Origin of the sequence: Metabacillus herbersteinensis, from assembly GCF_042433335.1 — a bacterium.
Lineage (GTDB): Bacteria > Bacillota > Bacilli > Bacillales > Bacillaceae > Metabacillus > Metabacillus herbersteinensis.
Genome location: NZ_JBHLVO010000036.1, coordinates 1 through 23,588 on the forward strand (window position 1 = coordinate 1; position 23,588 = coordinate 23,588).

20 protein-coding genes and 2 pseudogenes are annotated in these 23,588 nt (G+C 37.5%); 19 read left to right on the plus strand and 3 right to left on the minus strand.

All coding sequences use genetic code 11. The annotated features are described in order from the left end of the window. Nucleotides 1–906 precede the first annotated feature (906 nt). Both ACFFIX_RS24350 and ACFFIX_RS24355 read left to right on the plus strand, forming a co-directional pair. Entirely contained in the window at nucleotides 907–1,089 is a 183-nt protein-coding gene (locus ACFFIX_RS24350) for a hypothetical protein (protein WP_378938710.1), read from the plus strand. Nucleotides 1,090–1,232: 143 nt separating this feature from the next. Further along, a complete protein-coding gene (locus ACFFIX_RS24355) occupies nucleotides 1,233–1,403 on the plus strand; it encodes a hypothetical protein (protein WP_378938712.1) in 171 nt (56 codons plus the stop codon). Between the two features lie 73 nt (nucleotides 1,404–1,476). Here ACFFIX_RS24355 and ACFFIX_RS24360 read toward each other — a convergent pair whose 3' ends face one another. After that, nucleotides 1,477–1,674 carry an alpha/beta-type small acid-soluble spore protein gene (locus ACFFIX_RS24360; protein ID WP_378938714.1) on the minus strand — a complete coding sequence of 66 codons (198 nt, stop codon included), beginning with the start codon at nucleotides 1,672–1,674 and terminating at the stop codon, nucleotides 1,477–1,479. Nucleotides 1,675–1,968: 294 nt separating this feature from the next. On the opposite strand from ACFFIX_RS24360, the gene ACFFIX_RS24365 reads away from it, so the two are divergent. The 8 genes and pseudogenes from ACFFIX_RS24365 (at nucleotide 1,969) to ACFFIX_RS24400 (ending at nucleotide 9,374) form a co-directional block, all read left to right on the plus strand. Further along, nucleotides 1,969–2,133: a hypothetical protein gene (locus tag ACFFIX_RS24365; RefSeq protein ID WP_378938717.1), complete on the plus strand. Its 165-nt coding sequence runs from the start codon at nucleotides 1,969–1,971 to the stop codon at nucleotides 2,131–2,133. 107 nt (nucleotides 2,134–2,240) lie between these two features. Then, a pseudogene (locus ACFFIX_RS24370) lies at nucleotides 2,241–2,644 on the plus strand (recombinase family protein); the annotation flags it as partial. 195 nt (nucleotides 2,645–2,839) lie between these two features. Next, the gene (gene nikA / locus ACFFIX_RS24375) at nucleotides 2,840–4,462 is read left to right on the plus strand and encodes a nickel ABC transporter substrate-binding protein (RefSeq protein WP_378938718.1); all 1,623 of its coding nucleotides are present in this window, start codon (nucleotides 2,840–2,842) and stop codon (nucleotides 4,460–4,462) included. Between the two features lie 20 nt (nucleotides 4,463–4,482). Next, on the plus strand, nucleotides 4,483–5,427 hold the full coding sequence (nikB, locus tag ACFFIX_RS24380) for a nickel ABC transporter permease subunit NikB (RefSeq protein ID WP_378938720.1): 945 nt from the start codon (nucleotides 4,483–4,485) through the stop codon (nucleotides 5,425–5,427). Then, entirely contained in the window at nucleotides 5,424–6,254 is an 831-nt protein-coding gene (nikC, locus tag ACFFIX_RS24385; protein WP_378938722.1) for a nickel ABC transporter permease subunit NikC, read from the plus strand. The genes nikB and nikC overlap by 4 nt, the downstream gene beginning before the upstream one ends. Before the next feature lie 18 nt (nucleotides 6,255–6,272). Next, complete coding sequence (nikD, locus tag ACFFIX_RS24390) at nucleotides 6,273–7,100, plus strand: nickel import ATP-binding protein NikD (protein ID WP_378938724.1); 828 nt, start codon at nucleotides 6,273–6,275, stop codon at nucleotides 7,098–7,100. A 34-nt stretch (nucleotides 7,101–7,134) separates the two neighbouring features. After that, the gene (nikE, locus tag ACFFIX_RS24395) at nucleotides 7,135–7,956 is read left to right on the plus strand and encodes a nickel import ATP-binding protein NikE (RefSeq protein WP_378938726.1); all 822 of its coding nucleotides are present in this window, start codon (nucleotides 7,135–7,137) and stop codon (nucleotides 7,954–7,956) included. Between the two features lie 101 nt (nucleotides 7,957–8,057). Further along, nucleotides 8,058–9,374: an MATE family efflux transporter gene (locus ACFFIX_RS24400; protein WP_378938728.1), complete on the plus strand. Its 1,317-nt coding sequence runs from the start codon at nucleotides 8,058–8,060 to the stop codon at nucleotides 9,372–9,374. A gap of 169 nt (nucleotides 9,375–9,543) precedes the next feature. Here ACFFIX_RS24400 and ACFFIX_RS24405 read toward each other — a convergent pair whose 3' ends face one another. Continuing rightward, the gene (locus tag ACFFIX_RS24405) at nucleotides 9,544–9,822 is read right to left on the minus strand and encodes an AAA family ATPase (RefSeq protein ID WP_378938730.1); all 279 of its coding nucleotides are present in this window, start codon (nucleotides 9,820–9,822) and stop codon (nucleotides 9,544–9,546) included. A 304-nt stretch (nucleotides 9,823–10,126) separates the two neighbouring features. Further along, a complete protein-coding gene (locus tag ACFFIX_RS24410) occupies nucleotides 10,127–10,672 on the minus strand; it encodes a TetR/AcrR family transcriptional regulator (protein ID WP_378938732.1) in 546 nt (181 codons plus the stop codon). Nucleotides 10,673–10,909: 237 nt separating this feature from the next. Here ACFFIX_RS24410 and ACFFIX_RS24415 point away from each other — a divergent pair, with 237 nt between their 5' ends. The 9 genes and pseudogenes from ACFFIX_RS24415 (at nucleotide 10,910) to ACFFIX_RS24455 (ending at nucleotide 23,303) form a co-directional block, all read left to right on the plus strand. Further along, entirely contained in the window at nucleotides 10,910–11,995 is a 1,086-nt protein-coding gene (locus tag ACFFIX_RS24415) for an alpha/beta hydrolase (protein WP_378938772.1), read from the plus strand. A 330-nt stretch (nucleotides 11,996–12,325) separates the two neighbouring features. Next, complete coding sequence (locus ACFFIX_RS24420; RefSeq protein WP_378938734.1) at nucleotides 12,326–13,075, plus strand: cytochrome P460 family protein; 750 nt, start codon at nucleotides 12,326–12,328, stop codon at nucleotides 13,073–13,075. An 86-nt stretch (nucleotides 13,076–13,161) separates the two neighbouring features. Next, complete coding sequence (locus tag ACFFIX_RS24425) at nucleotides 13,162–13,851, plus strand: DUF4405 domain-containing protein (RefSeq protein WP_378938736.1); 690 nt, start codon at nucleotides 13,162–13,164, stop codon at nucleotides 13,849–13,851. Nucleotides 13,852–14,062: 211 nt separating this feature from the next. Then, nucleotides 14,063–15,232: an MFS transporter gene (locus ACFFIX_RS24430; protein ID WP_378938738.1), complete on the plus strand. Its 1,170-nt coding sequence runs from the start codon at nucleotides 14,063–14,065 to the stop codon at nucleotides 15,230–15,232. A 779-nt stretch (nucleotides 15,233–16,011) separates the two neighbouring features. Then, a complete protein-coding gene (locus tag ACFFIX_RS24435) occupies nucleotides 16,012–16,983 on the plus strand; it encodes an ABC transporter substrate-binding protein (protein WP_378938740.1) in 972 nt (323 codons plus the stop codon). Between the two features lie 96 nt (nucleotides 16,984–17,079). Then, nucleotides 17,080–18,636, plus strand: coding sequence for a sugar ABC transporter ATP-binding protein (locus ACFFIX_RS24440; RefSeq protein ID WP_378938742.1), 1,557 nt, complete (start codon nucleotides 17,080–17,082; stop codon nucleotides 18,634–18,636). A 6-nt stretch (nucleotides 18,637–18,642) separates the two neighbouring features. Beyond that, nucleotides 18,643–19,629 (plus strand): ABC transporter permease, encoded by a 987-nt coding sequence (locus ACFFIX_RS24445; RefSeq protein WP_378938744.1) that lies wholly within the window; start codon nucleotides 18,643–18,645, stop codon nucleotides 19,627–19,629. A gap of 74 nt (nucleotides 19,630–19,703) precedes the next feature. Next, nucleotides 19,704–20,324, plus strand: a pseudogene (locus tag ACFFIX_RS24450) (glycoside hydrolase family 32 protein); the annotation flags it as partial. A 1,407-nt stretch (nucleotides 20,325–21,731) separates the two neighbouring features. After that, nucleotides 21,732–23,303 carry a glycoside hydrolase family 32 protein gene (locus tag ACFFIX_RS24455; protein ID WP_378938774.1) on the plus strand — a complete coding sequence of 524 codons (1,572 nt, stop codon included), beginning with the start codon at nucleotides 21,732–21,734 and terminating at the stop codon, nucleotides 23,301–23,303. The last annotated feature ends 285 nt before the right edge of the window (nucleotides 23,304–23,588 follow it).

A 23,588-nucleotide genomic window follows, 5' to 3' on the forward strand; every position in this document is an offset into this window, starting at 1 on the left:
CTGAAACGGGTTTTGAGCTGCGGCAGACATCAACTTTACTGCTTGACTGTTTGCCCATTGTTGTGAACGACTTTTACATAACTCTTTTATTTTGTTACCGATTGTTTCTTCGCCTGCTTCTAAGATTTCTTCTGCCTTTTGCCACATCCAGACCTATTACTGGATTCATTATTTATCCCCTCCGGAAACTCTTTTAACCGGTAACCCCTATTCCTCCATGTAGTTTCATAGCTTCGCTTGTTATACGAGATCATTGTCCCAACTTGCCTCAATCATGTTTCTACAAGTTGACGGGATCTAAGCCCCACGGGTGCTTACGTTCTACCCCGGCTACCGTTAGCATATATCGATATAAAAAATGGTCAACCAGAAATATCTGGCTGATACTTCTTATATGCAAAGGCGAATAGATTGTTGGGAGAACCTAACGGAAAGAGAATTGATTTGTAAGTATCGCACTTCGAGTATTTAACGAAACAAAATGATAGATCAGTAATCTAGTAATTTAAAGACACCCTCGTAATACATGTAAATACCAAGTAGTATCCACCAAAGAATAAGAGCAAGTATGAATAATGAGTATTTTAGTTTGGTTTTCATGATTATAAGTTGCGTAATAATCCAAAAAATATTCTTTATAACAAAAATAAAACTTTAGTAAACAAAAGATAGTGAGTTAATCAAACAATAACTTGTCTCCTACACGAAGGGTAAATAACTAAAAGGAGTAGAGAAGCACATCCTTTTACAGTTAATCCGCCTTACCCTTCACGCAGGGGACATGTGGTAAATATAAAGATTATGTCCATTAGGAGGGGTCTTGGTGGAAAAAATGACAGTAGAGATTGATCTAATGAAAAATGCAACGTATGTCGTCAAAGACCTAAAAAGCGAAGGAGGTATTTTATGACAAAAGAATTAGAAGATAGAATTTCTGAACTTGAGGAATTTGTAAAAACTTACTACAATGCTTTCCTTGAATCAAGACGTATCAATGAAAATAGGCGTATTTCACACAATGACCAATACTTCTTATATGCAAAGGCGAATAGATTGTTGGGAGAACCTAACGGAAAGAGAATTGATTAGTAAGTTTCGCACTTCGAATATTTTGTGAAGGAGTAAGTGATTATGAAAAAAGAGTATGCAATCTCTCCTGAAGAACAAGAAGAATATATATTACTTGAAAATACCATTACAAATTATAAAACAAAGAATGGCTGGAAGCTGGAATGAAATTGCGTCGTCTATCAAAATGGCTTTCAGGAAATGTTTGTGGAGTAAAACAAGCTTATTTTATGACAACTGAATTTAAAACGTATCCTCAGATAGTTTGGCAAGATCATGTAAAACCAGTAAAAGGACAACTTGAATTGGATATAAATGAACAGCACGCTTATTAAGCGAAACAAAATGATAGGTCAGTTGATATTTTACGGATCAAAAAGGAGCAGCAAAGCCACTCCTTTAAGATAATTATAAACGACCCATTGATTGTTGGGCCATTGAAACTAGACGTTTAGTGATTTCCCCACCAACTGAACCGTTAGCTCTTGATGTTGTTTCTGCACCAAGGTTTACACCAAACTCAGATGCAATTTCAAATTTCATTTGTTCAATAGCTTTTTGAGCACCTGGAACAACTAATTGATTATTGTTGTTATTGCGAGCCATAAAATCATCTCCTTAAGTTTTTAAGAAATAGACTATTGCAAGCTTGCTTAATGATAGTTTGATGTTATTGATGAACGTTATACATGTAAATTTTGGAAACCACTTGGAGGGTAAGAGAATGAATCCAGAAATTCGAAATTTTTATTACATTTAACGCCAAGTGGATGTTTACAACGAAAATTGACACAAAAATAGTGAAGGAATGAAATTGATGTTTACCGATAGAATGTTCAAGAAGTATCCTCTTTGCTTTAGTTGTTTTAATGCACACTTCGCCAAGAAAGGAGAGGTTTTATGTATATATCTGCTTCATACGTATCAGCTGATTCATTAATGAACGAACAACCTGTTAGACGGAGAAGAAAAAACCACGTTCATACAGAAGAACAAAAACAGCATCTGAAGGCTAAAAAGAAGAAAAGAAAACTAAGTAAAGCTTCAAAAAAGAAGAATCGCTAACGTCGTACTACGCTGAAAATGTTCCAATTAAAAGATAGTTTAATAGATTGAAAAATAAAAAAGCATTGGCTCCTCCTTCGCCAAATACCATGATAGCCACTCACGCTTACATTCATTCCCTTGATCGTTTTGATAGAAACAAGGAAGAGATCCTTCAGGAATGGAATGACATTCCAAAAAGAAATTCGCAGATATCGTTGTAATGGATATGCCTTTGCTAGACACAACACAATTTTAAAGATAGTCTTGGTACATTTATTGCTGACTTGGTTTTACAGATTCTTTCCTGGATGGCAGATGAGGAACGAGACAGGATTCGGAAACGTCAATAAGAGGGATTAATGTGGCATTGCAAAATGGCGTAGCTTTTGGCCGACCGAAAGTTCTGGCTACAGAAGAGTTTAAAGAAGTGTATGATCGTTGGAAAGAAGGAGAAATTACAGCCGTTAAAGCCATGGCGGAAATAGGCGTTAAAAAATACGAAAGAGACTTTCAAAGTAGTTTTATATAATAGAAGAAACTCGTCAAAAAGTAGCATCTGTCGGTGAGCAGATGCTTTGGTTCTGGTGCAAATATGATTTGTTAGAAACATATTTTCTTATACATAATATATCTTTTGGAATTATTCGACATTATATTGACAATCACATGTTTACTCTTTACAATTGAAAATGATTTTCAATTTCATACAGGAGGCACCAATTTTATGTCGAAACGACGAATCAGCAAAAAAGTGTTATTTATATATGCAATTGTTTTAATTTTATCAATGCTTTTACTTGGATGTACAAATGAATCAAAAGAAGATTCAGCTTCAAACAAAGACAGTAAAAACATGCTTACTTTTGCTTGGCCTAGGGATATTGGCGAAATGAATCCACATGTTTATAACCCTTCTCAATTAGTTGCTCAATCAATGGTATATGAACCTTTAGTTAGCTACCAAGATGGTGGAGAGCTGAAACCACATTTAGCTGAATCTTGGGAGATTTCTAAGGATGGGAAAGAATATATGTTCAACCTACGTCAAGATGTGAAATTTTCTGACGGTACAAGCTTTAATGCTGAGATTGTGAAAAAGAATTTTGATGCTATATTGAAAAATGTTGATTTACATAGTTGGTTAGGCTTTATTCCGAAAGTGGATCAAACTGAAGTAATCGACGAATACACGTTTAAACTAACATTAAAGGAACCATATTACCCTACTATTCAGGAGTTAGCTGTCGTTCGTCCAGTCCGTTTCTTAGGTGATGCTGGATTTCCTAAAGATGGTGACACTTCAAAAGGTGTTACAAAACCAGTCGGTACAGGTCCATGGGTTTTGGAAGAATATAAAGCAGATGAATATGCTATATTCAAACGTAATGAAAATTATTGGGGTGAACTCCCTAAAGTAGAGAAAATCAAAATCAAAATCATTCCTGATGCTGAAACGCGAGTTCTTGCTTTTGAAAAAGGTGACCTAGACCTTATTTATGGTGAAGGTGTTATCAGTTTAGATGCTTTCAAACAATTAGACTCAACAGGTTCCTATGAGACTAGTATTTCTGAACCAGTTGCAACAAGACAATTGGTTATGAATACGAAGAAAGAACAGCTCTCGGATTTACGTGTTCGTCAAGCGTTACAATATGGATTTAATAAACAAGCAATGGTTGACGGAGTGACTTCTGGGTTGGAAGAAAAGGCAGATCATATATTACCAACAAACTTCGCTTACACTGCAGATATTGATGTAACTCCAATTGATTATAATGTTGAAAAAGCAAAAGCTTTATTAGATGAAGCAGGATGGAAGCTACCAAAAGGAAAAATCATTCGTGAAAAAGACGGAAAACCACTTGAAATCGAGTTAATGTATGACTCTGCAGAATCGATTCAAAAAACAATGGCCGAAACATTACAATCTGAGTGGGCGGCACTAGGTGTTAAATTAAATATCGTTGGAGTAGAGCTTACGGTTCAAATTCAAAGATTTAAAGGAAATGAATTTGATTTAAATTTCTTTAGTAACTATGGCGCACCTTATGATCCACATACTTTCGTAAACATCGTTGGTTCAGAAGGATTCGGATTTAGCGAAGCCATTTCATCTTATCCGAATAGAGAACAGTTGTTAAAACAAATTGCTGAGGTTCCTCGAACAACAGATGAAAAAGAACGTCAAGAACTTTACTCTTCTATTTTAGGATCACTACAAGACCAAGGAGCAATTGTACCTATTTCTTATATTAAGAAAATAGCTGTTTATCAAAAAGATGTATCTAATTTTACTTTCCCTGCTAACCGGGACGAATATCCATTCACAGGAATTAGCATCGAGTAGTAAGCAACAGGAGGGTTTTCATGGGCACTTATATCTTGAAACGAATTATGGCCATTATTCCCATCTTTCTTTTGGCCACTCTTCTAACGTTTGGGATGATTAACCTTTCACCGGTGGACCCAGCTGAGGCATATTTATCCGCCGCACAAATCCAACCGACAGATGAGATGTTGGCTCAGAAAAGACATGAGTTTGGCTTAGATCAACCTCTCCTTGTTCAATATGTAAACTCTATTATTAAGATATGCCAATTTGATTTTGGCATATCTTATGTTTCGAACAAACCTGTTTGGGACGAGGTTACATATCGAATGCCAGCTACCATTCAGTTAACTATAGGTAGCATCATATTAGCGGTCCTGGTCAGTGTCCCACTTGGTTTTTTGGCAGGCATAAAGAAAAACAGTGGAATCGACCATTTTAGTCGACTTCTCTCTTTTTTCGGGGCATCCATTCCCTCTTTTTGGCTTGGTTATTTATTGATTTTTTTCCTTTCTGTTAAACTCGACCTATTTCCGGTAGAAGGAATCGGGACTTGGCAACATCTAGTTCTCCCTTCCGTTACTTTGGCTTTGCCATTAATAGCTTTGTATACTCGACTATTACGTGCTAGCGTTCTTGAAAATTTACAGGAACCTTATGTTCTTTTTGCACGTACAAGAGGGATTCATGAAAAAGTCATTATGGGAAAACATGTATTGAGAATTGCCATTTCTCCCATGATTACTGGTCTTGGGATGAATCTAGGAAAACTATTGACTGGTACCATTATCGTCGAAGCGGTCTTTTCATGGCCAGGGTTTGGCCGTTATTTTATTGAAGCTATTTTTAATCGGGATGTTCCAGTCATTCAATGCTATGTGCTTTTAGCAGCGGGCTTATTTATAATAAGTAATTTGATTGTTGACCTTATTCAAATGTATATCGATCCACGCATCTCCAGAAAAGGAGGGCAACGTCAATGATCGTAAAGATTCGTATTATGTTGAAAAGTCAAAAAGTAATTGTCCTTTGTTCCATAATATTGAGCATCCTATTTTTCATCACCATCTTTGCTCCTTGGATTGCACCTAATGATCCTATTGCTGTCAATTTAGCTAATAAACTACTGCCCCCTTCCTTTGATTATCCATTAGGAACCGATCATTTAGGAAGATGTACGTTATCACGCATCTTATATGGAGCTCGCATTTCGTTAGGCTTTGCCACATTAATCTTCATTTCATCTTTAGGGATTGGTTTGATTGTTGGAACCATTGCTGGTTATAAAGGTGGTTGGGTGGACCAGGTGCTAATGAGACTATGTGATGGTGTTATGGCATTCCCAAATCTTTTGCTCATTCTTGGACTTGTTGGTATATTGGGACCTGGCCTTAAACAAGTCATAATAGCATTGATCCTCGTGCAATGGGTGTATTACGCGAGAATTTTCCGAGGAATGGTGCTAAGTCTGAAAGAACAAAACTATATTGCTGCAGCTAAAATAAGCGGTTCTTCTCAATGGAAGATAATAAAGAAACATATTGTTCCCAATGTCCTCCCACCTCTAGCAGTTATGGGTACATTAGAAATGGGTTGGGCCATCATGGATATATCAGCCATGTCGTTTCTAGGTTTAGGTGTGCAACCCCCTACACCAGAATGGGGAGCGATGATTCATGAAGGAAAATCGTATATTCGGACGAATCCAGAATTAATGGTATATCCAGGTTTGATGATTATGCTCGTTGTCGTCACCTTTAATTTATTAGGCGAAGCTCTATCAGAACGTTTTGGAGTCAAACGTCGTTAATAAAAAGGAATGAGAAGATTGAGAACAGAACAGTCGTATGTATTAAAAGTGAGCGATCTACATGTACAAGTAAAAACAAAAGATGGTGTTTCCACCCTCGTTCAGGACATTAATTTTGAACTTAAACAAGGGAAGGTACTGGGTCTCGTTGGGGAAAGTGGTAGTGGTAAAACCATTACAAGTATGTCCATTTTACAGCTTCTTGACCGGAAAACAACGACAATTGAAGGCAGCATTACCATACAAGGACGTGAATTGAATGGTTTAGACGATAAAGAAATGCGTGAGATTCGGGGTAAGGACATCGCCTTTATTATGCAAAATCCGATGAATGCATTTACGCCTGTTTTTACAATTGGCAATCAATTTGTCGAAACGATTAGGTCACATACCTCATTGAATAAAAAACAAGCAAAAGAACTTGCCATCGATGCGATGCAAAATGTAAACCTACCAAATCCCGCGAAACTATTGAAAAGCTATCCTTTTCAATTGAGTGGAGGTATGCTTCAACGCGTGATGATTGCGATGGCCGCATGTTTACATCCGTCCGTTATTATTGCTGATGAGCCGACAACTGCACTCGACGTTCATAACCAATTACAAGTACTTCGCCACTTAGATAAAATTCGTTCTGAATATGGAACATCCATTTTACTCATTTCTCACGATCTTGGAGTCATTTCTGAAATGGCAGATGATGTAGTCGTTATGCAGCATGGCAGAATTGTAGAAACTGCAAATGTGTTTGAACTATTTGATAATCCGCAGCATGAGTATACAAAGAAACTGCTAAATGCACGCCCAATCTTACATCCTGAAGAACCTATCACCAATATGTTGTGATAGATAGAGTGCCATTCTTTTGAGGGGGGAACAAATGAGTTTATTACAAGTAAAAGCAGTAACTCATAGCTATAATTCTCATACGTTATTTAAATGGAAAGACCGTTCTAAAAAAGTACTCACTGACATTTCCCTCTCTATTGACGAAGGAACATGTTTAGGACTACTTGGCACAAGTGGAGCCGGAAAAAGCACCTTAGGAAAAGTGGTTCTTGGCTTAGAACGTCCACAGCAAGGACAGGTTCTGTTTCAAGGGCATGATATCTATACTGCCGATAAGCTTACTCGGCAAAAGATACGCCGTAATCTACAAGTCGTCTTTCAGGATTCGTATTCATCTGTCAATCCACGAATGACAGCCGAGCGTATTATAGGCGAGCCATTAGAAAACTATGAAAAACTAACCGTAGCCGAACAAAAAAGAACCGTTATTGAATTATTGGAAAGAGTCGGCCTAAGTAAAAAGGATTTAAAAAAATACCCGCACCAATTTAGCGGCGGACAATTGCAAAGAATTAATATTGCTAGAGCAATCTCTCTTAAACCAAAGCTAATCGTCTTAGACGAATCCGTCAGTAGTCTAGATATGGTTAATCAAACACTAATTTTAGAATTATTAAGCGAGTTAAAAGAAGACTTCGGCTTATCTTATCTTTTTATTACACATGATATTAAAGCCGCCTATTCAATCTCTGATACTTTGGGTGTACTAGAAAACGGAGAATTAATTGAGCATTACAATTCAAAAAATCAGTTTTTTTCGTCAGAAAATCCTGTCGTTAAACAGATGAGAGGCTCTATCCTTGCCGAGCATCCAGGTTTTCGTTCTCTTCCAACTAGGATTAGTAAGACCTAGATTAGAATTATATATTAATTGATAAGAAGGCCTCGATTTCAGATTAAAAATCGAGGCTCTTGTTTATATTTTTTCTGAAGAACATATTGGAGGAAAATCCGATGAACCATAGAGCATACCTTGCCTTAGCCATCCCCTTAACGATTTCAACGATGACAACCCCTTTATTAGGGGCTGTTGATACAGCAGTTGTTGGTCAGCTTCCAGATCCGGCGTATATTGGAGGAGTTGCAGTAGGTAGCATTATTTTTAATACTTTGTTTTGGTTATTCGGTTTTTTACGAGTTAGCACGTCTGCGTTTGCCGCTCAAGCTAATGGGGCAAACGATCATGCTCAAGGAACACTCGCTTTGTTTCGCCCTTTTTTATTAGCTGTCATTGTAGGTCTTTGTTTTATCCTCTTACAATGGCCGATTGAATATGCCGCTTTGACACTAATTGACCCTGATTCCGATGTTAGCAAATTTGCAGCGGAATATTTTCGAATTCGAATTTGGGGAGCTCCCTTCACTTTGATGAATTATGTCATTCTTGGTTGGTTGATGGGCATGTCAAAGATTAAAGTATCTTTATTTTTACAAGTGTTCATGAATGTCCTAAATATGGTTCTTGCCATTTTGTTTGTTCATGTCTTTTCTTGGGCCGTAAAAGGGGTCGCTATGGCCACTTTAATCGCAGAAATCATAGCCTTCTTAATTGGCTTACTCATTTTAATGAAGTCATCACCGATTCAATGGAAAATGCCAGCTGTGGGAACTCTTATAGATTCACATTCTATGAAAAAGACGTTTATCGTTAACCGGGATTTGTTTATTCGAACGATTTGTTTATTAGCCGTTTTTAACTTGTTTACAGCAAAAGGTGCTTCTTTTGGTACAGAACTATTGGCTGCCAATGCTGTATTGATTCAAATTCATTATATTATGGCTTATTTCTTTGATGGGTTTGCGAATGCATCTAGCATTTTCGTAGGTAAAGCGATTGGATCAAATAACGAAAAATTATATAAAAAAACGCTCACATTGTCGTGGCAATGGTCAATTCTATCCGCTTTCTTTATTGCTTGCGTCTATGGACTATTTCAAGAACAGATTATTGGAATCTTCACGAAATTACCGAGAGTAATTGAGCTATCGAATACATATGGAGATTGGCTAATTATTTTCCCATTTGCAGCTTGTTTCGGACTCGTCATTTACGGTGTCTTTACGGGAGCGACTGAAATTGTACCGGTTCGAAACTCTATGATTTACGCGTTGATGGCGTATATTATTGTGCAAGTCACTGCAACCCCCATCTGGGACAATCATGGCTTATGGCTCGCCTTCATCATCTTTAGTATGGTTAGATCTGGTTTTCTAATTATGTATATCCCTAGACTGAATAAGAAAATTTTTCATGTTAAACAAGAACCGTGAATGCCCTCTCCTTAATATCCTTACGGGTTGTTCAAATCAGCTCCATATTTTAAAGAAGCCCATAAAATACAGCCTATAATCTTCCCACTATTCAGGAGATTATCAATTAAGGGTAAATATGACATACACATGGAGTTTATATGCCTAAAAGGAGGTATATGATTACGCATTATGACTCCTCCCCTAAAGAAACTGTCAAATCCCATCTAGTAGATATAATGTCTGGTGAATGGGTTGCTATCAACATCTTCAAACCAGTGAGCTTTGCAATTTCAAGGACATCCTCTAAGTATCTTTGTTGCCATGTGATATGTAAAGAGAGTTCTGGTTCATCTACAAGTACAAAAGCACCGGTAGTAGTCCTAAATAAAGTATCATACATTAATACAATTTCATGTTGCTTTCCTGAAGACAATTTATCTAAGGAAATTTCGTCTCCATTTGGCAAAGAAACAAAGTACCCTTTTGCCGATTATTTAGATTTGAATTTGAGTACTATTTCTAAAGCCTTTAATGTTTGGTTTTTCACCTAGAGTAGATGTAAACCGATTGAGAGAGAACTACGTTTAAATGAACAAAGTGTATGAATAACCAGCTAACGAGCAAAACCGTCTGGAAGATGCTTTAACTAGACATATTTTCATTGATAAAAATACAGATTGTGAAAGACAATGTTACTAGTTAAAGCATCTCCCCATGAATTATCAACTTTCTTCGTCACTAAATGGAGGTAGGTTTTTCATAGGAGATAACTATACAATCCTCTCTAACAAATCCCCTACTTTTTCTGCCATGACACGAGGTGGATAAGGCATTCCATTCTTTAACCACCATTCCACTACCCCTACGTAAGCATTTGCAACAAATTGAACAATTACATCCTCATTTTGACCATAATTTTTTCCTTTTGTTATGTCCACATCGTTCTTGAACTCTACGATATTAAACTGAAGGAATCGACTACGAAAATATAGGGCTCCTTCACTTGCTAACATCGTCGAAAAGAATAAATAGTTACTCTCAAAGTATTCCATACAGTGTACAGTGGATTCTATAAAATCCATTTCAGTTGCTGTCTCGCAAAAATTACTCATGTTATTTATATGTTCTTCCATGATCTTATCTAATAAATCAAATTTATCTAAGTAATGAAGATAGATGGTTCCTCGGTTAACATTTGCCCTGTCAGAAATATCCTGAATGGTAATGTTATCAAAACTTTTTTCAGACATCAGTTCGATAAGAGCCTTTTTAATGGCTTCTTGGCTTTTGGTTATTCTTCTATCTATTTTCGGCATTGTTTGGTCACCAGACTTTCCTAAAGATAATCAACAATTTTTATTGATTTGTTGAGTAATCAACGAATTACGTTCATTTAACCATTGAGAGCATCGTATTTCTATTTAATAATTATAAACAGATGTTGATTAATCAATCAATGATGCTTTTCTTTTTTGAACGAAGTCAATGTACACCATGATAGTCACAAAAGAATTATTTTCAAAACAAAAATAAGAAAGGGTGTTATTTTAAAAATGAAAAAAAAATCTATTATCACGCGTGTACTCACAGTGATAGCACTGTGCTTGCTTTTATCCGCGACCATCGTTGCATCCACGACCGGCGTTGGCGCTGCATACACGCCGGACATGTCCAATGGAGCAGACAACTTTTACAAGAGCAACAAGGTAACCATGAAGAAGGTTGAGTTCAAAAACCAATACAACATGAATGTTGTAGGGAATCTTTTTATTCCTAAAGGTTTGAAGAAGAACACCAAAAATCCCGCGATCATTGTCGGGCATCCTATGGGCGCAGTAAAAGAACAAAGTGCGAATCTGTATGCCACTAAAATGGCTGAAAAGGGATTCGTTACTTTGTCCTTGGATTTGTCTTTCTGGGGAGAGAGTGAGGGTCAGCCTCGCAACGCTGTTTCGCCGGATATCTATGCCGAGGATTTCAGTGCTGCGGTGGATTTCCTAGGCACCCGGCCGTTTGTTGACAGGGATCGGATTGGTGTTCTCGGGATTTGTGGCAGCGGAAGCTTTGCCATCAGCGCAGCCAAGATCGACCCGCGCATGAAAGCCGTTGCGACAGTCAGTATGTACGACATGGGTGCCGCTAACCGTAACGGGCTTAAACACTCGCAGACTCTCGAGCAGAGAAAGAAGATTCTCGAAGAGGCAGCCGAGCAACGCTATGTAGAGTTCACGGGCGGTGAAACCAAATACACCAGCGGGACAGTGCATGAACTAAATGAAAACTCAACCGCCATTGAGCGTGAGTTTTATGACTTCTACCGCACTCCAAGAGGTGAATACACGCCTAAAGGTTCGTCGACAGAACTTACAACGCACCCGACGCTTACCAGCAACGTCAAATTCATGAATTTTTACCCGTTCGAAGACATAGAGACGATTTCTCCTCGTCCAATGCTTTTCATCGCGGGTGAAAACGCTCATTCCAGAGAGTTCAGCGAAGACGCATACAAGCTAGCAGGCGAACAGAAGGAACTCTACATTGTTCCAGGAGCAGGTCATGTGGATCTGTACGACCGGGTGAATTTAATCCCCTTTGACAAGCTCGAGTCCTTCTTCAAAGAAAACCTGAAGAAAAAATAAGGCTTGTGTTGAAGATCGTAGAATGCTTTGCGTGCCAATGGTACTTAGAGTGAAACCACTGTGTGAATCCTGCATATCTTGTCGGGATTCACATTTTTTTGTCTAATAGAATTCCATACGCTATGTAGATTTGAAGGGTGTTGTTAATCATTACCATATGCTGGAGTTTTTTATGCTTGGCGGATATAACGAATAGAGAAGAAGTCAGTATGAAAGTAATTCCCTTACCATCTAAAGACAACGATATTCAACTTAGATTATTAGTCAGATAGAAGCCAAGTCACGATGAATTTACGAGACAATAAAACGAAACTTGGAGGAGAAAACGGTATGAAAAATCGATTAATTTATTCATTTGCATTCCTGCTAGCCGTCACCCTTACAGCTTGCAACAACAACGATACTGGTACAAAGGACATTTCTCAACAAGAAGAGAATTCCTCTGGGGCTAAGTCTGGGGAATATGCTGAGATTGGATCTGGGGCTAACCTTGTTAAATTCCCTGAAGACCTTGAAAAGGGGATCGTGTTTGCCACTTACGATCGAGGAGATATTCATGAAGACATCTATGTAAATAGTAAAGAAGGGATTGAAGCAGTGCAGAGCGGGGAGGAGCTTCCGAGCGGCACCGTTATTACTCTTGTGGGATATAAGGATGGAGAGCTTGACCAATATTTAGTGATGGAAAAGCGTACCGACTGGGGTTCTCAATATTCGCCGGAAGAACGTAATGGGGAATGGGAATACCAAGCATTTACTCCTGACAAAGAAGTGAGGCCAGATAGTATTGGCCGTTGCTTTTCCTGTCACGCCAATCAGTTAAGAGATGACTATATGAATTCGTTAGGTCAAATGAAAGAGTTTGATTTAGGAGAGGTTTCACAATCAAAGAACAGCAGTACAGAAACCCAAACAGTAGCTATCCCTACAGAGGGTTGGAAGGTAAATGAGATATCTGCTCATATGAGTGATTCTAAGGATGTAAATAAAGAAGAAAGTAATTTAATAGATGATGAGGAAAAAGCGAAAAAAATTCAGGAAGTTCTTTTGAGGATGTATTTACAGCAATATAAAAGCTAATGGATGTGTTGCCATTAAGAGATATTTGCATATCCACATGGAAACACAATCCAGTGATAAATGTTCAATAGAAAGAGGTGCTTGCTTTGAATCGAAAGGTGGTATTCAGGCTAGTAAATGACCTTGTTATGACAGTTCTCATGTTGATAGCAATGGCTTACTATATTACCGGAAATATGATCCATGAAGTCGTTGGAGTTGTGGTGCTTGTATTATTTATCGTCCATAACTTTTTAAATCGACGTTGGTATAAAGCGATTTTAAAGGGAAAACAAAATGTACGACGCATTCTACAAATAGGAATCAACCTACTATTTCTTGTAACTATGGTTTTGATGATGACAAGTGCTGTGTTGATTTCCAGTAATTTATTTCCCTTTATTCCTATAAATAACGACATGACGCTACGGCAAATACATGTTCAGACTGCTTATTGGGGATTTATCATCATGGCAGTACATATAGGATTATCATGGGGAATGATTATCAATTCAGTACGGAGGATGACGGGAATCACCGGTACTAGCCGTATTCGCACCATTACGTTGCGTATTTTGGCGTTATTAATTGTTGCCTATGGGGTGCATTCTTCCTTCGAGAGAGAGATAGGTTCTAAACTAATCATTTATAACCCATTTGGTAATTGGTTCAATGATGATTCCATTATAAGATTTTTAATTGACCATCTATCTATCACGGGAATCTATATTTGTGGGACACATTATGCTTTGAAATTTATTCAGGGGCAGGAACGAAGAGCAGTTCAAAAAATCTGATATTGGTAAATCAAATGGACTTATTAAATTAGGTACCATTGAATCTGGAATAGAGAAGCTTGCAAGTATTGAGGACGATTTTACAGTTACAATTGAAAAAATTGATTAAATTCAGTGCTATTCTCATCTATGACGATGCAAATACAGCTGTGGGATAAATGAAACATAAGATTTAAGATTTACCATTAATGATGGTTGGAGATGGATTTTTATGGCTAAACGAAATAATTTGATTATTCTTATATTGACCATAGGAGTTTTCGGCATCATAAATACTGAAATGGGAGTTATTGGGATATTACCTTTAATTGCTGATCACTTTCAGGTCAGTGTATCTAAAGCAGGGTGGTTTGTGAGTCTCTTTGCACTTGCTGTTGCAATATCTGGTCCAACTATGCCGTTATTGTTTTCGGGTATAAATCGCAAGACGGCAATGTTACTTGTACTCGGTGTTTTCGTTCTGGGTAACATTGTCTCCATATTTGCATCTAACTTTACCATTGCATTAATTGCTCGTGTAATTCCAGCTTTTTTTCATCCAATTTATTGTTCAATGGCTTTTACATTAGCTGCTACCTCAGTTAGCAAGGAAGAAGCTCCAAAAGCTGTTTCTAAAGTAATCATGGGTGTATCTGCAGGTATGGTACTTGGTGTACCAGTCACTACTTTTATTGCTAATTCAACTTCATTAGAAATGGCGATGTCATTCTTTGCTATCGTTAATGCTATAGTATTCATTGCTACATTACTATTTGTACCATCTATGCCTGTAACGGAAAGACTTTCTTACGGAGCCCAATTAATCGTATTAAAAAAATCGATTACTTGGCTTTCCATTGCCGCTGTCATTTTTATAAATTCAGCCATATTTGGGGTTTATAGTTACCTTGCTGAGTATCTTGAAATCATTACTAATATGTCTTGGAAAACAATTAGTTTAATGTTAGTAATATACGGTGCGGCAAATATTATTGGAAACATTGTGGCAGGGAAGTTACTTACTAAAAATGCCGTCAAATCTGCAGCGTCTTTTCCTTTCGCATTAGGAGCAGTTTACATCGTACTATTCTCATTGGGACAGTTCACTGTCCCTATGGCTTTCATTATTTTGGTTTGGGGAATATTAGCTGGTATAGGAACTAATATTGCTCAATATTGGATTACGTCTGCAGCTCCCGAAGCTCCTGATTTCGCTAATGGATTATTTTTAACATCCACTAACTTAGGAACAACAATTGGTACAGCTGTAGGTGGATTATTTATATCAGGAATAGGTACACAATACGTCGTATTAGGGGGATTACTATCGTTGATATTGAGTTCGGTATGTATTTTGCTAAGAAACTACATATATAGTCCCGCAAAACAACTTTCTAGATAAGGAATTAATAAAACGGTAAAAGTGATAAGTATTTCCAATTGGAGCTGTCTCAGATGTCTAGTGAACAGACAAAATGGGTAAAGCTCTTTTTATTCGTTTACCAGGAAATTATAAAATTTTCAAACTGTGGATAACATTTCTGCATCCAGCTCCAGCGCCTAGCCCCTCGAGGTCATAAGTCAATTCTAAATTGAAGGCAAAGAACGCCTTCTATTTAGAATCGTCTTATGCTTGTCGGGGCTGAACAAGGCACTTGCGCTTGTGTTCTTTTCGTTCATGATGAAAATTCTCAATATTTTTTTCTCTTTAAAATTAAGTTTCTCAAAAATTAATATTTTAGTAAACCGTTATTTGAGATTTGGAAGGAGTGTATTGACGATAGAATTTCCGGTTACTCCCTAATAATTTCCTCATTCAACACATATAGAAAGCTAGTTGAAAAAGGTAGAATTTTCTAATATAGATATAATTTCCTGAATTTTCTCAATATGTTGACAATTGTAAATGAGCGTAATATAATCATAATCAATCAAAGATAGTCATTATCAAGCAAGATAAATGTAAAAGTCAGTCAGAAAAAGCCAAAAACACTATCCATACAACTAATATTAAAAGCGTTAGCAAAGAAAACGATCCAATCTAGAAACCACATTATATTTGAAAGATTTTTAAGGGGGTGTTGTAGTTATAAAATGTAAGCGTTACCAATGGAGATCATCAAAAGATGTAGTTCTTTAAAAAATTTTACTTTAAATGATTAAATTCTAGGGGGCCCACCAATGAAAAAGAATGTAAAAACATTAGTAGTACTAGCTTTAATTGCTGTAATGGCTTTAATGTCCGCATGTAGTAGTGCAAGTGAATCTTCAAATGATAGTACTGGGAAGGATAACAGCGACGACAAGTTAACAATCGGATTATCTTTAGGTACTTTAGCAAATCCATTCTTCGTTTCAATGGGAAAAGGTGCTGAAGAAGCAGGGAAAGAATTAGGTGCAGAGGTTCTCGTAGAAAGTGCTGAATACGATCTTGCAAAACAAACTGCCCAAATTGAAAACTTTATTACTAAAAAGGTAGATGTAATCTTATTAAATGCGGTTGATACGAAGGGCATTGCCGCAGCTGTTCAACAGGCAAAGGAGGCAGGTATTCCAGTAATTGCTGTCGATACGAATGCTGAGGGTGGTGTTGATTCAACGGTAACGTCAGATAACTATCAAGCAGGTCAACTTGCTGGTGAATACGTGGTTGAACAATTAAATGGAAAAGGAAACATTGTCATTATCGATGGACCTCCAGTTTCAGCCGTTACAGATCGTATTCAAGGATTTGAGGATGTAATTAAAGATTCTGGTATTAAAGTAGTTGCGAAGCAAAATGGTGAAGGAAACCGTGAAAAGGCATTATCAGTTATGGAAAGTATATTACAAGCAAATCCAGCTGGATCGATTGATGCAGTATTTGCAATCAATGACCCTGAAGCAATTGGAGTTGAAATTGCTCAAGAACAAGCGAATCGTAAAGATGAGTTTTTCATTGTGGGTGTAGATGGTGCTCCTGAAGCTACAGAAGCAATGGCGAAAGAAGGAAGCTCAATTATGGCAACTTCGGCTCAATCTCCTAGCGAAATGGTGAAAAAGGCAGTTGAAATTGGAATGAAGGTCAAAAACGCTGAAGAAGTTGAAGAGCTTATCAAAGTACCTGTAGAGCTTGTAACTCAAGATACATTAGATTCTTACAAAGGTTGGTAAGCCTTCCTTGAATAAAGAGGCTGAATAGGGTTGATCCCTTACTCAGCCTCTTTTAAATAAAGTGAGACATCATAAATACGGGGTGGGATTAAAAGGATGGCTGTTAGAGAATTGGTAATAAAAAAACCACACGAAAACAAACTGCCAGTACTGAATATGGAAGGGATCAGTAAAACGTTCTCAGGTGTAAAGGTATTAAACAATGTGAGGATCGAACTTTATCCAGGTGAAGTACACGCATTAATGGGAGAGAACGGTGCCGGGAAATCAACTTTTATGAAAATTCTTGCAGGGATTCATTCTCCTGATTCTGATGGAGGGACCATCTACTTAAAAGGTCAACCTATATCATGGAAGGATCCTGTTGATGCAAGGAACAAAGGAATTAGTGTTATACATCAGGAGTTAAATCTTTCTGCTAATTTGACCATTAGTGAAAATATTTTAATGGGTTCAATTTTTCCGAGAAATCGACTGAAAATGATCAAATGGGACGAAGTACACGAACGTGCACAAAAGGTGTTAGATTCAATGGGATCCAGTCTAAATCCCCGTCAATTAGTTTCAACCTTGAGTGTCGCACAACAACAAATGATAGAGATTGCACGAGCATTATCATTTAAGGCGCAGGTTCTTATCATGGATGAACCTACTGCCTCGTTAACAGATAAAGAGATTACTAAGTTGTTTCAAATTATTGACGATTTAAAAAAACAAGGAGTTGCGATCGTTTATATTTCCCATAGGATGGACGAAATTTTTAAGATTTCTAATCGATTCACTGTACTACGTGATGGTGAGTGGATTACAAGTGGCCCAATTGAAGAGACAAATCCCAAGCACCTCGTAAAGCTAATGGTAGGTCGTGATTTAAAAGATTTATTTAATCGAACGAAAGCATCTGAGACAACAATTTCATCTAGAACGACACCTGTTCTAGAGCTGAAAAATGTTTCGGATAATACCCTTGTAAAAGATGTTTCGTTCAAAATTTACCCTGGTGAAATTGTTGGCTTAGCAGGACTTGTAGGTGCCGGTAGAACTGAGCTAGTCAGGGCTCTATTTGGTGTATCGGAGTTGAAAAGTGGAGAAATATACGTAAATGGTAAGTCTGTAAACATAAAATCGCCAATAGATGCAATTGCAAATGGAATTGCCCATGTTCCTGAAAGCCGAAAAGAACAAGGTTTATTTTTATCTATGTCAGTAAAAGAGAATATTTTAATGGCAGAATTGAAAAAGCATTGTAAGTCAGGAATTGTTAGTTGGAAGCAGGTTAATGGTAGTGCCGATCAATTTATAAAAGACTTAAATATTAAAATTGCTTCACCTGAGCAGCAGGTCTCGAACCTAAGCGGTGGTAATCAACAAAAAGTAGTCATCGCTAAATGGTTGTCCATTTCACCGAAGGTTTTACTTCTAGATGAACCAACTCGGGGCGTTGATATTGGGGCAAAAACTGAAATACACAAAATAGTCTCAAAGCTTGCGGATGAAGGTTTAGCCGTACTTATGATTTCATCTGAGTTGCCAGAAGTATTAGGTGTAAGTGATCGAATCCTTGTCATGAGCGAAGGAAGATTAACTGGGGAACTTTCAAGAGAAGAAGCTACACAGGAAAAAATAATGCACTTAGCTACTAAAGGGGAGTAGAGAAAAATGAAGGCAAATGCTCAATCAGCTTCACCATCGCAAAGCCTGCAGGTCGGAAATATCCTTCATGATTTATGGAATCGTTTAGGGATGATTATGATTCTATTATTATTATGTGTTGTCCTTTCGTTCGCAGCACCTAACTTCTTGGATGCAGCCAATATGTTTAATGTATTAAAGCAGGTTTCAATTATTGCGATACTAGCTGCAGGAATGACAATGGTTATTTTAACAGGGGGTATCGATTTATCAGTAGGATCCACAGTTGCTCTATCTGGTGTTATATCAGTGATGGTTTCTGCTGCAGGAGTTAACCCAATTCTAGCGATGTTATCAGGTGTAGCTGTAGGTTATGCTGTAGGACTTATAAATGGCTTTTTAACAGCAAAAGCGAAATTACCAGCATTTATCGTCACGTTAGGAAGCTTTACATATGTCCGTGGTCTTGCTTATGTCATCAGTGGGGGGTATCCAATTGTTTTACAAAATGAAACCTTTAAATTCATTGGTGGCGGGGCTATTTTAGGAATACCCACTCCGATCTATATCATGCTTTTGGTGTATGTAGTGATGTTTTTTATTTTGAAGTATACGATGTTTGGTCGCCATATCTATGCAATTGGCGGAAATGAAGAAGCAGCACGCTTAACAGGGATCAAGGTTGAAAAGTCATTAATAAACGTTTATTCCATTAGTGGCTTATTAGCTGGTTTAGGTGGTGTCGTCTTAGCAGGAAGATTGTATTCTGGCCAGCCAACTGCAGGACAAATGTATGAATTAGATGCCATTGCTGCGGTTATTTTAGGTGGAACCAGTTTAACCGGAGGAAAGGGTAGAGTACAAGGAACGATCATCGGGGTGTTAATCATGGGTGTAATTAGTAACGGATTAACACTTATGGATGTTAATTATTATTGGCAGTTAGTTGTAAAGGGTGGGGTAATTGTAGCAGCCGTTTTATTAGATCGTTTAAGAGGAAGTAGTGCAGCTTAATTTTCATCAAGTAAAATTAAAAAATGGCTTTAAACTATTAAAAGGGATGTGAAAAAGTGAAAAAAAAGATTAGTATGCTCCTAATTTGTTTTACTGTCTTTTGTTTACCTTTATCTAGTGTATTTGCAGAAGACCCTGGGTATTATGATGAACCCTATCGTAATCAATTTCATTTTTCCCCTGAAGCAAACTGGATGAATGATCCAAATGGGATGGTTTATTACGAGGGTGAATATCATTTGTTTTATCAGTATCATCCATATGGGACAACGTGGGGGCCGATGCATTGGGGTCATGCTATAAGTAAGGATCTTGTTCATTGGGAGCATTTACCGATTGCGTTATCACCTGATGAAAATGGTCAGATTTTCTCAGGAAGTGCTGTGATTGATTGGAACAATACAGCAGGATTTGGAAAGGAAGCAATGGTTGCCATCTTCACTCATGCAGGGGAAAAAGGGCAAGTACAAAGTCTCGCATACAGCCTTGATAAAGGAAGAACGTGGGAAAAGTATGAAGGTAATCCGGTTATGCCTAATCCTCCAATACCAGATTGGCGTGATCCAAAAGTATTTTGGCATGAAGACTCAAACCAATGGGTTATGTCGTTAGCTGCAAAGGATAAAATTATGTTTTATAATTCACCCAATTTAAAAGATTGGGAGTTTGCTAGTGAATTCGGTCAAGATGGTGGGATCCAAGCAAATAGTCTTGATAGCACCTCTTACGCTATGTCTACGCAAACAGGTGGATCGTTTAGTTATGAAGGCGACATCACCCTTAACGAAAAGAATGGGCGAGAAGGCGCAGGCGGTCTTGTTTTTCGCGCTGACAAGCGTGCGAAGAACGGATATATTGCCAACCTAGATGCAAAAAACGATATTGTAACTTTAAGTAAAAATATCGATGGTGAAAAGATAGAAATTGCTCAAAAACCGTTAACTCTAAAAACCTCAACGACCTACCATGTAAAGGTAGATGTAGTTGGAGATCAAATGCAAGTTTCCGTTAACGATAAATCTGTTATTGAAGCAACTGATCCATCTTTTGAAAGCGGTTACTATGGATTGTCAGCATGGAATTCTACAGCAACTTTTAGAAATGTTGAATTTGATAATAAATCAAATTTTTCGACAAATTTGTCTAAATGGACGGTTGTAAATGGCTCTTGGGAAGATACGTTAAATGGGAAAAGTGGGAGCGCAACGGATGACGCTTTTATTATGAGTGGTCAAATGGCAGATGATTTCCTTTATGAAGCGAACATCAATATTTCTGGAGATCAAGGAGGAAATGGGGCAGGTTCACTCGTTTTCCGAGCAGATGCTGATGTATTGAATGGCTATATAGCAAATATTGATGTGTTGAATGATGCTGTGAAATTAATGAAAATTGATAACGGAAAGATAGAAGTTTTAGCTGAAAAAGCGATGAGTCTTGATCCAGATAAAACCTACCATTTAAAGGTTAGTACCTACGGTGAAAACATAAAAGTAGATGTAGATGGTCAGCTTATTCATGACATAAATGACACAACGTATGAATCAGGTTATTTAGGATTGAACATTTGGAATTCCTCAACGACTTTTCAAGACGTTCAATTAAATAAGAACATCAAAACGAACGAAAAAGAAATCATAAACCATGATTTCGAAACAGGAGATTTAACAGGTTGGAAAGTAGTTGAAGGTAATGCTTTTACAAATGATCATGTGACAGAAGCTACATCATATTGGGGTGGTCCATTTGGCCATGAAGGAAACAAACATTTATGGGGATTTTCTGACCTTCACAATGGAGATGATGCAACAGGTGAACTGCATTCCTCCTACTTTAAGCTAGATGGTACAGGTGAAATAAACTTCTTATTAGGCGGTGGTAATGATAGTAGCAATCGCTATGTATCACTAGTGAGAGCCTCTGATAACAAAGAATTAATCCGCCAGGCGAATACAAAATTTAATGATGAAAAGTATAACAGATACGTATGGGATGCTTCTCAGTATATCGGTGAAGTACTATATATTAAAGTGGTTGATCTAGCTAAGGGTGGCTGGGGGCATATAAATATTGATGATTTCCATGCTTATAATGAAGGTCCTATGCCAACAGAAGTTGACAATGTTGCAAAAGAACCTGTGGAAGATGAAGCAGTCAAGCACAGTGGAACCCTTACAGAATGGTCTGCAGTTTCAGGAGAATGGATCCCATCAACTCACGGCAATAACGGTGGTATTTGGGAATGTCCTGCTTTAGTTGAATTACCAGTTGATGGTGATCCTACAAAAACAAAGTGGGTGTTACAAGTAAGTATAAATGATGGAGCACCTGCTGGTGGGTCTGGTATGCAATATTTTGTTGGCGATTTTGACGGAAAAACGTTTGAAAATGAGAATTCTTCTGATCAGGTGTTATGGACTGATTATGGAGCAGATTTCTACGCAGCGGTAGAATGGAGTGGAATTGAGGGTGAGAGTGGTGAAAAATATTGGCTAGGATGGATGAGTAACTGGCAATACGCTAACAATACACCAACATCATCATGGAGAAGTTCAACGACTTTACCACGTAAGATGGAACTGACTCAAACAGAAGATGGGTTGCGTCTAAAACAAACGCCGGTTTCGATCAATTCCATTCGTGACAATAGCAATAAAGTGTCTTATGAAAATAAAGTTGTTTCAACTAACAATAATCTTCTCGATGATTTTTCGGGAGATACTTTTGAAATGATTGCGGAATTTGATGTTTCTAAAACATCGGCAACTGAATTTGGCTTTGAAGTTCGCAAAGGATCTAATGATGAGTATACAAAAATAGGATACCAAGTTGCGAACAAGCAATTATTTGTTGACCGAACGAATTCTGATCTCTTTGATTACGGCAATAATGTCGTTGAGATGCATGAAGCTCCACTATCTGTGTCAGATGGAACTGTAAAGATGCATATTTTTGTAGATCGGTCTGCGGTAGAAGTGTTTGGAAACAATGGAGAGACGGTAATTACCGATCAAATTTTTCCTAGCCCAACAAGTAAAGACGTAAAGATTTACAGTAAGGATGGAAATAGTACATTGAAATCCTTAACTATCTATCCTGTAAAAAGTATCTGGAAAAAAAGCGATTTCAAATCAAAACTAAATGGTTGGACATCTGTAAATGGTAATTGGGCTGATACAATTGATGGAAAACAGGGACAAAGTAGTGGAGATGCCTTCAATTTATCGGATGAAGCAGGAAGCGATTTTAAGTATGAAGCAGACATTAAAGTTCTTGATACTGACTCACATCCGAATGATCCTAATAAGGATACAGTTCATAACTTAGTCGGTGCAGGAGGATTAGTTTTTCGCTCAGATTCTAAAGGGAAAAACTCGTATGTTGTCAATGTTGATGTGAAAAATAATGCTGTTAAACTAATCAAGTTTGTGAACGGTGTGGGCCACGACCTTGTGTCTTATAACAATGATGGAAAACTAAATCTGCATGCAAATAAAAACTATCATCTCGAAGTAGTGACTGCAGACGAAAACATTAAGGCTTATTTAGATGATGAGCTTGTTATTGACACAAGCGACCAAACCTATATAAAAGGACAATTTGGGTTAAATGTCTGGGATTCAACTGTTGTGTTTAACCAAGTAAAAAACAAGGTTAATAAAGTCAAGAAATAAATGATGGCAGTCAATCATTAAAACTTTGCGGATGATTTTTGGTCGGAATATTTACATGGTTAATAGATGATTGTGTTCGTTTAGTTTTGGAAAGACATAGGTATACACTTAAGATGCTGTGCCTGCACCCCTCGTTTATTTGTCGAAAACTAATCGACATATCACGAGGGGTGATAGGCATTTTCTAATTTAGAGAGTTCTTAAAAATCCAAATCTAACCGCATGTTCTATTTCGGCAGTAAACGCTCTTAAGAATACGTCCCGTATCGTTTGATTTTGTGTCAA